Origin of the sequence: Sphaerochaeta sp. PS (genome assembly GCF_032144095.1) — a bacterium.
Taxonomy (GTDB): Bacteria; Spirochaetota; Spirochaetia; order Sphaerochaetales; family Sphaerochaetaceae; genus Sphaerochaeta.
Genome location: NZ_JAVSNJ010000002.1, coordinates 412,163 through 425,620, shown reverse-complemented (window position 1 = coordinate 425,620; position 13,458 = coordinate 412,163). Strand labels below are relative to the sequence as shown.

11 protein-coding genes are annotated in these 13,458 nt (G+C 53.7%); 5 read left to right on the top strand and 6 right to left on the bottom strand.

Going from position 1 to position 13,458, the window contains the following annotated elements; translation table 11 throughout:
• On the top strand, positions 1-1,205 hold a 1,205-nt coding region (locus ROJ03_RS04450; protein WP_313725788.1), incomplete at its 5' end, for a hypothetical protein.
• On the opposite strand, the gene murB is transcribed toward ROJ03_RS04450, so the two are convergent.
• Positions 1,189-2,106 (bottom strand): UDP-N-acetylmuramate dehydrogenase, encoded by a 918-nt coding sequence (murB, locus tag ROJ03_RS04445; protein WP_313725787.1) that lies wholly within the window; start codon positions 2,104-2,106, stop codon positions 1,189-1,191. The genes ROJ03_RS04450 and murB overlap by 17 nt on opposite strands.
• A gap of 51 nt (positions 2,107-2,157) precedes the next feature.
• Between murB and cysS the strand changes: the two genes are divergently transcribed.
• From cysS to ROJ03_RS04425, 4 genes are all read left to right on the top strand, one after another.
• Positions 2,158-3,576: a cysteine--tRNA ligase gene (gene cysS, locus ROJ03_RS04440; protein WP_313725786.1), complete on the top strand. Its 1,419-nt coding sequence runs from the start codon at positions 2,158-2,160 to the stop codon at positions 3,574-3,576.
• 27 nt (positions 3,577-3,603) lie between these two features.
• Positions 3,604-4,122, top strand: coding sequence for an RNA polymerase sigma factor (locus ROJ03_RS04435; protein WP_313725785.1), 519 nt, complete (start codon positions 3,604-3,606; stop codon positions 4,120-4,122).
• A gap of 3 nt (positions 4,123-4,125) precedes the next feature.
• Positions 4,126-4,662, top strand: a complete 537-nt coding sequence (locus tag ROJ03_RS04430) for a zf-HC2 domain-containing protein (protein ID WP_313725784.1) — start codon at positions 4,126-4,128, stop codon at positions 4,660-4,662.
• Between the two features lie 108 nt (positions 4,663-4,770).
• Complete coding sequence (locus ROJ03_RS04425; RefSeq protein WP_313725783.1) at positions 4,771-7,425, top strand: valine--tRNA ligase; 2,655 nt, start codon at positions 4,771-4,773, stop codon at positions 7,423-7,425.
• Positions 7,426-7,556: 131 nt separating this feature from the next.
• Here ROJ03_RS04425 and ROJ03_RS04420 read toward each other — a convergent pair whose 3' ends face one another.
• From ROJ03_RS04420 to lon, 5 genes are all read right to left on the bottom strand, one after another.
• On the bottom strand, positions 7,557-7,730 hold the full coding sequence (locus ROJ03_RS04420) for a hypothetical protein (RefSeq protein ID WP_313725782.1): 174 nt from the start codon (positions 7,728-7,730) through the stop codon (positions 7,557-7,559).
• A gap of 94 nt (positions 7,731-7,824) precedes the next feature.
• Positions 7,825-8,976 carry a glycosyltransferase family 2 protein gene (locus ROJ03_RS04415; protein ID WP_313725781.1) on the bottom strand — a complete coding sequence of 384 codons (1,152 nt, stop codon included), beginning with the start codon at positions 8,974-8,976 and terminating at the stop codon, positions 7,825-7,827.
• Complete coding sequence (locus ROJ03_RS04410) at positions 8,973-9,722, bottom strand: hypothetical protein (RefSeq protein WP_313725780.1); 750 nt, start codon at positions 9,720-9,722, stop codon at positions 8,973-8,975. Before ROJ03_RS04410 ends, ROJ03_RS04415 begins: the two co-directional genes overlap by 4 nt.
• A gap of 5 nt (positions 9,723-9,727) precedes the next feature.
• The gene (locus ROJ03_RS04405) at positions 9,728-10,993 is read right to left on the bottom strand and encodes a U32 family peptidase (RefSeq protein ID WP_313725779.1); all 1,266 of its coding nucleotides are present in this window, start codon (positions 10,991-10,993) and stop codon (positions 9,728-9,730) included.
• Complete coding sequence (gene lon, locus ROJ03_RS04400) at positions 10,983-13,454, bottom strand: endopeptidase La (protein WP_313725778.1); 2,472 nt, start codon at positions 13,452-13,454, stop codon at positions 10,983-10,985. The genes ROJ03_RS04405 and lon overlap by 11 nt, the downstream gene beginning before the upstream one ends.
• Positions 13,455-13,458: the final 4 nt, after the last annotated feature.

Below are 13,458 nucleotides of genomic sequence, written 5' to 3'. Positions count from 1 at the left end.
TATGTGATTACGGTTTTGTCCCACGACAGTTAACCATTTATGCAAGGATTAATCAACTGAAGCGAAAGGGTGATTCTCTTTTCTTTCTCTGCATGAGGAAACTTCTGGTCTGTATCCTGCAACTGCTTCTCTATACAGTGTATGCTCGAAGCAGCCTCTCCCTTTCCATAGCACCCTTGGAGAGGGTCTACGGGGTTTCCTTTGCCCAGGAGAGCAGAACAACCAGCTGGGAGGCTACCCTGGCTTTCGGCCTTCACAGGGATTTGGTCCTTGTCCTCCCTTCCCGTTTCAAAATCAAGGCAGAACTCTTCTCCCTTAGTCTGGGGGCTCCTGGATTCTGGCAGGGTTTTGTCCTGTTGGACCACCTTTCCAAAGAGCAGGCGATCCTCTACCAACGGAACAATGATTCCTTCTGTCTGCTTGCACCGGGAAATGGCCTGGAGGCCGTCGGCTATGAGAGGCAGCTATCACGTGGAGTTTTCTCACTGGTCGGTCTGCTTCAAAAGCCCGATTCCGTATCGACCTACCAGGTGGAATGGGGGGTGGAGCAGGCACCCTGGGCCTTGGCCGGCAAGCTTGCCCTGCAATCGCAGAATCTGGCAGTAAAGGCAGAGATGCTCCTCTCCCCGGTAGATGGAATCCTGGTCTCTGGTTCCTATGCCCTGGTGCATTCCCCTTGTACGGCAAGTGTTTCCTATGGGCAGAACTCCTACCCCAAGAAATACTCCCTAGACCTCGACTTTGCCAGCGAGCACCTCGTAGCCAGCGTTGCCTTGGATGACTGGTTTGGAGGTGAACCTATCTATGGAGGGTTTTCTGCTGTGAGAAAACGGAGGCAGAGCGCTTCCGTCCACTATGTAGGGGGGTGGGGTTGGCTGCACCTCTCAGCGGTCGACACCTATGAGTTCAAAAGAAGGGGTGGTGAAGCCGGCACTGTCGTGTTGCAGGCGAAGCTTGGCTTGGGCAGTTGCCAGATTGAAGTAGAGGGTACCCAAAGCCGTGGTGCAACGCAGCAACACAAACCCAAAACCATGGTAACCCTTGCGCTGTCAAAGGCGACCATCACCTATGATGCGAAGGGGTGGGCCATCGCCTTTGGGGATAGCTTTCCCCTAGGTTCTGCCCGCTGTTCATGGGAGGTTGCGAAAAGATTTGGCTCCAGGGTCTCCTTTCACCTAGGCTACTCGCTTACCAGCGGCCGATGAACTGGATCTCAGGTCTGAGCAAAATGCCTTTCTGTTGGACTACCTCAGCCTGGATCTGTTTTAGCAGGGAGTGGACATCGGACGAGGAGGCCTTGCCATTGCTGTTGATGATGAAGTTGCAATGCCGGTTGCTGAGCATGGCCCCCCCTACATTGATGCCAGCGAGGTTACACTCCTCGATGAGCTGGCCTGCATGGGTTCCTGGGGGGTTTGCGAAGATGCTTCCGAGGCTCGGGTTTTCGTAATGCCCCTTGTCCTTGCGCTTTTGCTTGACATCATCCTTGTTCTTTCGGGCCTCTGAGGTGTGGACGGTAGGGTCCAGACGGAAGCCAGCTTCATAGATGATCTTGTCATGGGTTTCTGAGAAGGGGGAGTGGCGATAGGAAAAATCATCGCTGTGTATCTGCATCCGGTGCATCTTTCCATCGAGGGTCATGTAGTCGACATAGTAGAGCAGGTCCCCGATCTGTACCCCGTTTGCCCCTGCGTTGCCGTAGATTGCCCCGCCGACACTCCCTGGTATGCCTCCAAGCATCTCCAGGCCCGACAGCCCTGCCTCCAGGGCGAAGTCGATGGCCCGGTCGAGGCTCAGGCCGCTACGGACGCAGAACATCTCCCCTTGGATGTGTTTTCTGGTAAGGTGGGCGGTGATGATGGTAAGGCCGGCGATACCCTCGTCGCTGATGAGGGAGTTGGAGAACCCTCCCAATATAGTGACGTCCAGACCATTGGTCTGGGCATGGAGAAGCAGGGCCCGCAACTCCTCAAAATCTGTCGGGTAGGCCGCCAGATCGGCTTTTCCTCCGGTATGGATGGTAGAGAACTGTGAGAGGGAAAGGTTGGGAACCAACAGTTCTTCAAGGTTGATTTTTTCACCACTATTGCGTACATTGATAGGCATGGAGATATCTTACCCCCTTTTTCTGGGGTGGGCAACCTAAAGGAGTGAGTAATGCCACTTTCCCTATATAACACCATGAGCCGAAGCCTGGAACGTTTCCAACCCATCAACGATGAGGAAGTTGGACTCTATACCTGCGGCCCGACGGTGTATAACTATGCACATATCGGAAACCTGAGAACCTTTCTTTTTGAAGACCTGTTGAAGCGTACCCTTATCCATCTGGGGTATAAGGTCAAGCATGTCATGAACATAACCGATGTCGGACACCTTACCGGGGACGGGGATGAGGGTGAGGACAAGCTGGAGAAGATGGCCCAGAAGACCAAGAAGACGGTCTGGGACATTGCCGACTTCTACACCAATGCCTTTTTCAGTGACTACGGCCAGTTGGGTATGCTTGCCCCCACCATCACCTGCAAGGCGACCGACCATATCCCACAGATGATCGACCTGATCCTCCGTCTGGAGAAAGGTGGGCACACCTACGTAAGCGGTGGCAATGTCTACTTCAGCATCGATTCCATCCCTGACTATGGCAAGCTCGCACGTCTGGACCTTGAAAGCCTCCGTACCGCAGTACGGGATGATGTCGACCAGGACAGCAACAAGAAGAACAGCAAGGACTTTGTGCTCTGGTTTACCAAGAGCAAGTTCGGCGAGCAGTCCATGATGTGGGACTCTCCCTGGGGTCGTGGCTTCCCCGGCTGGCACATCGAGTGTTCGGCGATGAGCATGCACTACCTTGGCGAGCAGTTTGACATCCACTGTGGCGGTATCGACGCCATACCTGTCCACCATACCAATGAGATTGCCCAAAGTGAGGCCGCTACCGGCAAGACCTGGGTCAACTATTGGGTCCACGGGGAGTTCCTGCTTGACGAGACAGGCAAGATGAGCAAGAGCAAAGGGGAGTTCCTTACCCTTGAGCTCTTGAAAAAGAAGGGGTATGATCCTATGGATTACCGATACTTCTGCCTTGGCGGCCACTATCGCAGCCAACTCAAGTTCTCCTTTGACTCCCTTACCACCGCCAAGACCGCCAGAAAGAATGTCTGTGACCGCATTGTTGCCCTGAAGAGGGAAGGTGCCCAGGTCAAGGCCCTTGAAAGCGAGAAGGCCCTTTCCTACCAGGCCGCCTTTGACGAGCACATCCAGAATGACCTCAATACCCCGCGTGCGCTTGCGGACCTTTGGGGGGTGCTCAAGGATGATGGGCTTTCCATCGATGAGAAATACTCCCTAGCCCTGTTGTTCGACGAGGTCTTTGGCCTGGGTCTGGCAACCTTGCAAGTTCCTGTGATCGAGACCATTGATGATCCAACGGCGTTGGATCTCCTGAAAAAGCGAACGGAGGCTAAATTGGCAAAAGACTGGGCAGAGGCCGATTCGATACGGCAACAGTTGGATGCATTGGGCTACCTTGTCAAAGATACAGCCTCTGGGCCCTCTTTGGAGAAAAAGATGTAACTTGGTTACCAGTGAGTTGTTAAAGTTATGGAAATACAAAGCAACGATGAGCAAGCGTTCAAGCAAGTATACGAGCAGGTGTTCCCGATTTTGATGCGTGTTGTCTATCACGTCACCAATAACCAGGATCTTGCAGAAGAGATTTGCCAAGAGGCTTTCATCAGGTTTTTTGACAAGGGCATGACCTTCCCTACCCTCAATGATGCCAAATACTGGCTCATCCGGGTATCGAAGAATCTGGCCATCAACCAAGTGAAGCGTAAGTCGCGGGAGCTGGTGATGGTCGAAAAGCTGAAGAAGTATCCAGCCAACCACTCCAACCTTAAGGGTGGGGAACAGGTCCTCATGGAAAAGGAGACCCGTAAACAGGTGCAGGATGCCATTGACCAGCTTCCAGAGAAGTTTCGCCTTGTCATAGTGATGAAAGAGTATACTGATATGGACTACAAGCAGATTGCCCAGGTTTTGCATATTTCCGAGAGCAATGTGAAGGTGAGGGTGTATCGGGCACGCAAAATGCTGGAATCACTGCTTACCCAGGAGTAGCCTATGTGTGTTGATGATGAATTGTTGAATACCTATCTTGATGGCGAACTTGATGAACCTTGGAGAACACAGGTTGAGGAACATCTGGGGTATTGTAATGCCTGCAGGCAGCGCTTGGACCAGCTACGGCTATTGCAAAAGCGCATAGCTTCTGCCGCTCTGCCTGATGAGGATATCCTCCTTCGTCAGGAGCGTGTTCTCTCGTATTTTGAAAAGAGCAGGTTCCCAGTGAAACATAAGAGCATGCATATTTTTCGGAAAAGGATCCAGGTCAGGCTGGTTCCTGCCTTGATAACCACAGCTGCGGCCTTTGTGGTGGTGTTCATCGGTGCCTTTGTCCTTTTCGGGACCAATGGAAACCAGGCCCAGGACATCCTTCCCGGAATTGCTACCCCTATGGACAGTGCCAATGTCCGGCAGGTTTCGGATGTCCAGTCGGTCACCTTGGATTCGTTCTCCCTGGAGCAGATTGTCCAGCATCTTGATGCGATGGGATATGCTGTCAAGCTGGAAGTCAAGGCAGTGACCCCTCTCAAATAGGAGTTTCCTCCTCCGTTTCCCCCTCTTGAAGGCTCTACATTGACTTGTAGAGCCTTCTCAATTCTGGTACTATACACCCATATTTTTTCTCGCTGTAGGAGGCGTATCGTGAAGGCAGTAGAGTTGCCAAAGGCTTATGATCCCAAGGATTTTGAGGATCGTATCTATGAAGCCTGGATGAAAGACGGGATGTTCAAACCTATCAAGGGAGATGCCTCTCCCTTTACTGTGGTTATGCCTCCTCCGAACGTAACTGGGATCCTGCACATGGGCCATGCCCTCAACAACTCCTTGCAGGACATCCTTACCCGCTACTACCGCATGACAGGTCGACCGACCCTTTGGGTACCCGGAACCGACCATGCAGGCATTGCCACCCAGCATGTGGTGGAGCGCCAGCTTGCGAAAGAGGGTATACGCCGCCAGGACCTTGGGCGGGAGAAATTTCTGGAAAGAACCTGGGAAGTCAAGGAGAAGCACCATGACATCATCAAAAGCCAGCTTGAGAAGATCGGCTGCAGCTGTGACTGGAGCCATGAGCGTTTTACCATGGACGAAGGGCTCAGCCAAGCAGTGCGGGAGAGCTTTGTACGCCTGTACGAGCGTGGCCTGATCTACAAGGGCGAATACCTGGTAAACTACTGCCCCAAGTGTGGCACGGCCCTCGCTGACGATGAGGTCGAGCACCAGCATCTGGACGGAAGCCTTTGGGATATCCGCTACCCCTTCAGTGATGGTTCAGGCTTCATCACCGTAGCCACAACCCGTCCTGAGACCATGTTCGGGGACGTTGCTGTTGCTGTGCATCCTGATGATGAGCGCTACACGGCCATAGTCGGAAAGCTCCTTGACCTGCCACTGACCGACAGGAAGATCCCTGTCATTGCTGACAGTTTCGTGGACATGGCCTTTGGTACCGGCATGGTGAAGATCACCCCTGCCCATGACCCGAATGACTGGCAGTGTGGCAAACGCCAGAACCTGGGGGCCATCAACGTCCTCAACCCTGACGGGACGCTCAACGACAACTGCCCTGAGAAGTACCGAAACCTCTCCCCTGTCGATGCCAGGCGCCTGGTGGTCGAGGACCTGAAGGCCCTTGGCTTCCTGGTGAAGGAAGTTGCCCACTCCCATGAGGTCGGCCACTGCTACCGATGCCATTCGATCATCGAGCCCTATCTTTCGAACCAGTGGTTCGTAAGGATGCAGGGTATGGCCGACAAGGCCCTCCAGGCCTGGAAAGACGGTAAGATAACCTTCTTCCCGAAGCATTGGGAGAATACCTACGAACACTGGCTGGAGAATATCCACGACTGGTGCATAAGCCGCCAGCTCTGGTGGGGACATAGGATCCCCGTCTGGGAGTGCAAGGATTGCTCCGAGCAGATTGTTGCCCGTGTCGACCCCACCCACTGCCCGAAGTGCAACTCCACCAACCTCCAGCAGGAGACCGATGTCCTGGACACCTGGTTCAGCTCCTGGCTCTGGCCCTTCAGTACCCTTGGCTGGCCTGAAAACACCGAGGACCTCAAGACCTTCTTCCCAACCAGTACCTTGGTCACTGGCTATGACATCATCTTCTTCTGGGTCTCCCGGATGATCATGGCGTCGTTGGAATTCCTCGGCGAAGTTCCTTTCAAGGATATCTACATCACCGGTCTTGTCCGTGACAAGCAGGGAAGGAAGATGTCCAAGAGCCTGGGTAACGGCCTTGATCCCTTGGAAGTGGTTGACCAGTATGGTGCTGATGCCATGAAGTTTACCCTCAGCTATATGGCCACCCAAGGCCAGGACATCCTCATTGACATCGAGTCATTCAAGATGGGATCGCGCTTTGCAAACAAGATCTGGAATGCGGCCCGGTTCCTGTTGATGAATCTGGAAGGCTCAACCCTGCTCGACCTCTCCACCATTGAACTCTCCACCATGGACAAGTGGATCTACAACCAGCTCAACCTGGCTGCCCAGAAGGTCAAGGTTGCCATGGAGAACTACAAGTTCAACGATGGGGCCCAGGCTGTGTATGATTTCTTCTGGAATGATTTCTGCGACTGGTATGTGGAGAGTGCAAAACAGGGTCTCTATGCTGAGCAGCAGGAGAAGAAGGATAGGGTGGTCACCCTATTGCTCGACCTGCTTGCTTCATCGATGCGCCTGATGCACCCCTTTGTCAGCTTCATCACCGAGGAGATCTACCAGAAGCTTCCCAACGTGAGCGACAGCCTGATCACCAGCAGCTATCCTGTTTTCCAGGAGGACAGGGCTTACCCGCAGGAGGCCCTGCTTGTTTCCAGGATCCAGGAGGCAGTGACGCTGCTTCGCTCGGTACGTAGCGAGCTTGGCATCTCTGTCGACAAGAAGATCCGTGTGGTCATCAAGTGTGACAAGGCTTTTGTCGGCAGCTCGTTCTTCGTTGAGGAGCGTGATTTGATGGCCTCCTTTGTCGGGGCTTCGGAACTCATCATCGATACCGATGATACGGCTGATGTAACTGGGGCCTTCCCCGTTGCAGGTACCGGCTATGAGGGCTTTGTCTTTGTACGGGAGGCCATCGATCTTGAGAAAGAGATAACCCGCCTCGAAAAGGACCTGGACAAGAGCCAGAAGAGCCTGGAAGGGGTGCTGAAGAAGCTCTCCAACGAGCAGTTCCTCGCCAATGCAAAGGGTGAGGCTGTTGAGAAGGAGCAGGCCAAGAGGGCTGAGTTCGAGGAGAAGATCGACAAGGGTGAGAAACACATTGCCCTGTTGAGGTCGTTCCTCTAGGCGAACGTACAGCTAACCTTCCATGAGAATAGAGGCGCTCTGTCAAAAGACAGGCGCCTCTGTTCTTGCAAACTCCTCCATAAAAAAATGGCGTCCCATACAAAGGACGCCATCATCGAATAAAGGAGTCTTTATTCTGCTTTCTCATCCTGAATTTCTTTTCTGCGTTCTTTGCTAAGTTTAGCGATTTCGGCCAAAGCCTTACGTGCTCTAGCTGCCGATACTTTTACACCCTTTTCTGTGAACTTTTGGTTCTCTGAAAGATAGGCTTCATACTGTGCAACGATTTGCTCGTGAATTGTCATGGACTCCTCCATTGGTCTAGGTTACCTTATTCTACCATGCTTTCATCTATGTGCAAGGGAAAAACACCAAATAAACGCTCTAAACGTAGTTTTTTTACCTAATTATGCGACCTTTCCAGATAAAACCCTTGCCTGTTGCCTTCCTGTAGAAGCCATGGAGATACATCGCAACAACAAAAATAAAAGTTATGGGCCCCTGTATTGCAACACGCAAAGGGAATCCGTGGTAGAGCCCGGTGACCGTCCACGAGCCAAACAAGAGTAGCGATCCTCCAAGGGTCAGCAGAAAGGGAAGGGGAGAAAGCCCTGGGTAGAGGAGAAGCTCTAGTGCCATGACGATCGCTGAAATGGGTGCGATGGCACAGGCTATCAGTATTGTCGCTGCCACAAGGATGAGGGGGACCATATAGGCCTTGATGTCGATCACCCCTATGATGCTCCTCTCCAACCCCTGGAAGCCTGTGGGGAAGGAGGAGAACATCCTACAGGATAGTGCATCCTTCATATCGGCAAAGACCTGCTTGTGTCCCACCCGTGCACAGGCCCTGGCGAGCATCACGTCATCGCAGATGACATCCTTCATGGAGGTGAACCCTTCGATATCGTCCAGGAGTGTTCGCTTGAGCAAGAGGTACTGGCCTATCGCCATGGCAAATGGTGGCCATTGCAGTGTTTTCTGTAGTTTCAGGGGGATATAGAGGACTGTATTGAAGAGCATTGCACTGACCAGGGTCTGGGTGCAGATTCCCTCTCCCTTCTGTTTGGGATAGCCACTGAGAAACGAGGCCTGCTCGTTGAGGATGATCCTCATCCCATACTCCACACTATTGGTGTTGTGGAGCGTGTCGGCATCGGTGTAGAGCAGGTATTCGCCTTTGCTCTGCTCATAGAGCTGCTGCATGGCATAGAGCTTTCCTCTCCAGCCTTCGCACAGTGGCTTGCCCTTGATGATGCGGACCCTCGGATCCTGGGCCTGCAGTCTGGCCGCTATCTCGCCTGTCCTGTCGCTGGAGTTGTCATCCAGGATGAGTATCTCGATATTCTGGTAGCTCTGGTCTGTCAGCGAGGATATGCAACCCTGGATGAAGTGTTCCTCATTGCGGGCAGGGATGAGGATGGAGACAAGGGGCCGCTGCTGCAACGGTGGGCCTTTCTTGAGTCGTTCCATCTCCCTTCTGTTGGAAAAAGAGAGAAGGGTGGCCCATATGCCGACCAGGAAGACAAGAGAGGCGTAGATACCTATCATAACGCAGCCCCCACAAGAGCAATGTATTCATCCAGAACCGCATCAAATGGGTAGATCGCCTTGGCAGAGGCCAGGTAGCCCTTTGCATTCTCATAGTCCTTGAGCTTATAGCATGCAATGCCTATCCCGCTATAGAGGGAGGCTCGGTCCCAGGAGCTGAGTATCGGCTCGGCATCCTTGAGGAGACCCAGAAACATGTTCAGTGCTTTTTTTGTATCCCCGCCAGCAAGGGCCGGGGCGTAGAGCAGGCTGTTGGCCTTCAGCATCTGGGAAGAGACCTCTTGGGGAAACTCCTTGTATGCCTTGTTGATCTGCCTTGAGCTGGAAATTCCCTTACCCAGGCTCTTGGGGTTCATCAGATACCAGACCCCATCGATCTCCGAGCCAAGAATGAGGGAAAACAACCTCTGTTCAGCCAATGGTTTGAGCCTCTGTTCGGCCTCCTCAAGGAGGGCCCTTGCCCTTTGCCCATCTCCACTGCCTTCCTCAACATAGAGGCGGGCAAGGGTGGTATTGGCGCGGATCTCCCTGATGGCATGTTCGTACCCCTGTTCCTGTTGGGCTACCAAGAGAAGGCGGATCTGCTCTGCCTTCTGGGTGGAACCCTCAGTCCTTACTACGTATACGAATTGGGCATAGAGGGGATCCTTTTGGAGGAAAGAGAAGCTGTCGGAGAGCTTGGCTCCAACAATTCCTTGCATGCCTAGGGCGCACATACAGAGCAAAATGGTTATACGCTTGACCATATCCCCTATTTAACCATAGAAAGTCGGCGAATGATATACCCTTTGGAGAGAGGCTTGTCACTCTGCAGGTATTGGATTTTCCCATGGTCGGCCTGGGAAATCTCCTGGAAGTTCTCGTCCAGGAGGGTGAAACTGGAATCCTCCAGGTAGAGGATGTCGTTGCCGATATACTCCAGGTTCTGCCCGACCCTGATCTGGTTGCGAAGCTCAAGGGCGTAGAGATTCTCCTTGACCTTCTCTCCGATGAAGCCGCAGAAGAGGTACTCCTGCAGGTAGCCGCTTTCGGTGCTCTTGTCTATGGAGCTCCCTTTCTCAGGGTCGACAGCACCACTGCCGAAGAAAAAGCCTGTGGAGTACTCGCGGTGGCTGATGTTCATCAGGTCGTCACGATATGCTCTCCAGGAGGTATCATCGGTATAGGCCGCATCGAGGGCTTTTCTGTAGGCCCGGGTAACGACGGCAACATAGTAGCTGCTCTTCATCCTGCCCTCGATCTTCAGGGAGTCTATCCCCGCATCAAGAAGCTCCTGGATGTGGTCGATCATGCACAGGTCCTTGGAGGAGAGGATGGTGGTATACCCATCCTGTTCGGCGATGGGGTAGTAGACCCCTTTGCGCTGCTGTTCTTCCAAAGCAAGGTCCCCGCTTTGCAACTTTTCTGCAAGGCTGTAGTTCCATCTGCAGGTATGGGAGCAGTCGCCCTTGTTCGCGCTCCGGCCTGTGAGGTGGCTGGAAAGCAGGCACCGGCCTGAGTAGGCCATGCACATAGCCCCATGGACAAAGGTCTCCAGCTGGAGAGCCGGCACTGCGTCCTTGATCTTCCGTATGTCGGAAAGGGGTGTCTCCCTTCCCAGTATCACCCGGGAAAACCCCATCTGGTGGTACATCGCGGCACTGCTGCTGTTGATGCAGCTGGCCTGGGTGGAGAGGTGCAGTTCTACCTTCTCGCCAAAGGCTGCCTTGAGGATGGGGACCAGGCCGATGTCGCTGATGATAAAGGCATCGAAGGGCCAGCTCTTAATGGTCTCTATCTGGTTTTTCAGTTCAGCAAGCTCAGCCTCCCCAAAGAGGATGTTCATGGTGCAGTAGAGCTTTTTGCCATACCTCTGTTTCAGAAGCAGAACTTCAGCAAGATCGCTCTCGCTGAAGTTCTGTGCATTTGCACGGAGGGAAAAATCGGTGAAGCCCATGTAGGCGGCGTCTGCTCCATAGGCAAACGCCACCCGCAGTTTTTCAAGGTTTCCCGCTGGGCTCAACAGCTCAACGCTCACGCAGAGCCTCCCTGACCGCCTCGGCCACAGCCTTGGAGATCGCCACGATCTCAGAGGTATCACTTACCGGTGGCTTTGCCACGATGGGCTCCATGGCCTTTCGCTTCTCATCGTCAGGGAAGGCAAACGCAAGGACCTCTTCCAGGGTGGAGACCAGGTGGAACTCGATTCCCTTTGTCACGGTCTCATCAAACTTGTCAAGGTCGCGCTTGTTGAACTTGGGGATCAGGATCGTATCGATCTTGTTCCTTCTTGCAGCAAGCACCTTCTCCTTCAGGCCTCCGATAGGCATGACCTTTCCCTTGAGGGTGGTTTCGCCTGTCATCGCCAGATTTGCCTTGATCGTCTGCCCTGTTACCAGGGAGTAGAGAGCTACGGTCATGGTGATGCCAGCCGATGGGCCATCCTTGGGGGTTGCCCCCTCGGGGACGTGGAGGTGGATCGCATTGTTCTCAAACCAACTCATGTCGATCTTATGCTCGACGGCATGGGCCTTCAGCCAGGTATAGGCGATGTTCGCTGACTCCTGCATGACATCCCCGAGCTGGCCGGTGAGCTTGATCTCTCCCTTGCCTGGGGTGTTCTGTGCTTCGATGATCAGCGTGTCACCACCCATGCTTGTCCAGGCCAAGCCAATGGCCATGCCCGGGCGGTCTGCAACGCGGATTTCATCCTCGACAAAGATGGGCTGGCCAAGGTATTCGACCAGCTTTCCTTCATCAATGGTGACAGGAAGGGCGGTCTGAGGGTTCTCCTCCAAGAGGAGGGCTACCTTCCGGTTGATCTTGTGCAGGGATTTCTCAAAGTTACGTACTCCGGCTTCCCGTGCGTACTCGTCGGCAATCTTGCGAAGGATCGCAGGGGAGTACTTGATCTCGCTCTTGGAAAGTCCATGCTTCTCCATGGATTTGGGGACCAGGTACTTCTTGCCGATGGCGAGCTTCTCCTCGCTGGTATAGCCAGAGAGGGTGATGATCTCCATACGGTCAAGCAGCGGGTGGGGGATGGTTTCCAGGCTGTTTGCAGTACAGATGAAGAGAATCTCCGAAGCATCGAAGGGGATGTCCAGGTAGGTGTCCCTGAAGGTGGTGTTCTGTTCGGGGTCGAGGACCTCGAGCAGGGCACTGGCAGGGTCTCCCTGATAGGAAATTCCCATCTTGTCGATCTCATCGATGAGGAAGACTGGGTTCTTTGTCTTGGTGATCCTCAGGCCCTGGATGATCTTGCCGGGCATTGCCCCGATGTAGGTCCTTCTGTGGCCCTTGATCTCGCTCTCATCGTTCATGCCGCCAACAGAGAAGCGGAAATACTGCTTCTTCAAGGCGCGGGCGATGGAGACACCGACACTGGTCTTACCGGTTCCCGGAGGTCCCACAAGACAGATGATGGAGCCCTTGGTATCCTTTTTCTTTTTCCTGACGGCAAGGAACTCCAGGATCCTGTCCTTGACATCCTTCAGCCCATAGTGGTCCCTTTCCAGGATCTTCCGGGCACTCTCGATGCTGAAGTTCTCGCTCTTCGGCTCCTTCCAGGGCAGGTCACAGATGATCTCCAGATAGGTTCTGGTGATCGTGTATTCGGGACTGCTTGGGTCGATCGCCTCGAGGCGGGACAGCTCACGGTCGACCGTCTCCTGCGCCTCTTCAGGAAGGGGGAGTCCCTTCAGTTTTGCCTTCAGGCGATTGATGAGCTCTGCCTTGGGATTGGTCGTAAGGCCAAGCTCCTGCTGAATCGACTTGAGCTCTTCCCGCAGGAAGTACTCACGCTGGTTCTTTTCGAGTTTCTGGTTGACCCTGGCCTGGATCTTGGCCTGGACCTGGGCGATGTTCTGCTCGTTCTTGATGAAGACCAGCACCATCTCGATCCTCTTGCGCACCAGCAGGGTTTCCAGGATAGACTGCTGCTCCTTGCGGTCGACATTGAGGATGCTTGCGATGAAATCGGCAAGCTTTCCCGGATGGTCTATATTGACCATGTTCAGGCGCATCTCCTCACTGAAGAGCTGGTTGTTCTTTGTAAGGGCCTTCATCTCGGTCAGGAGAAGTCGGGTCCAGGCGCGCAGCTCCTCTGGCTCGTCCTCGATATCCTCGAGATAGGAGACCTCGGCCACCAGGTAGGGGCCGCTTGGGTAGTACTGCTTGGTCTCAAACCGCTTGAGCGTCGAGATGAAGATACTGATCCCTCCATCGGGGAGCTTGATCTTCTTTACGATCTTTGCAACGGTTCCGACGGTATAGAGGTTTTCCTGGGCGTACTCCTCCTGGTCGAGGTCTTCCTTGACCAGCAAGAGGCCGAGGAAACCCCCGTGCTTGATGGCCTGGTTAACAATTTCCACATCCTGGTTATCGGTTATCATCAGGGGTGTGAACAGGCCAGGGAATACTGGATTACCCGTTACCGGGAGAATAAACAAATTATTGGGAAGCATTTGCTCAATTGGCATCAGCTCGTTATCAGACATAGCG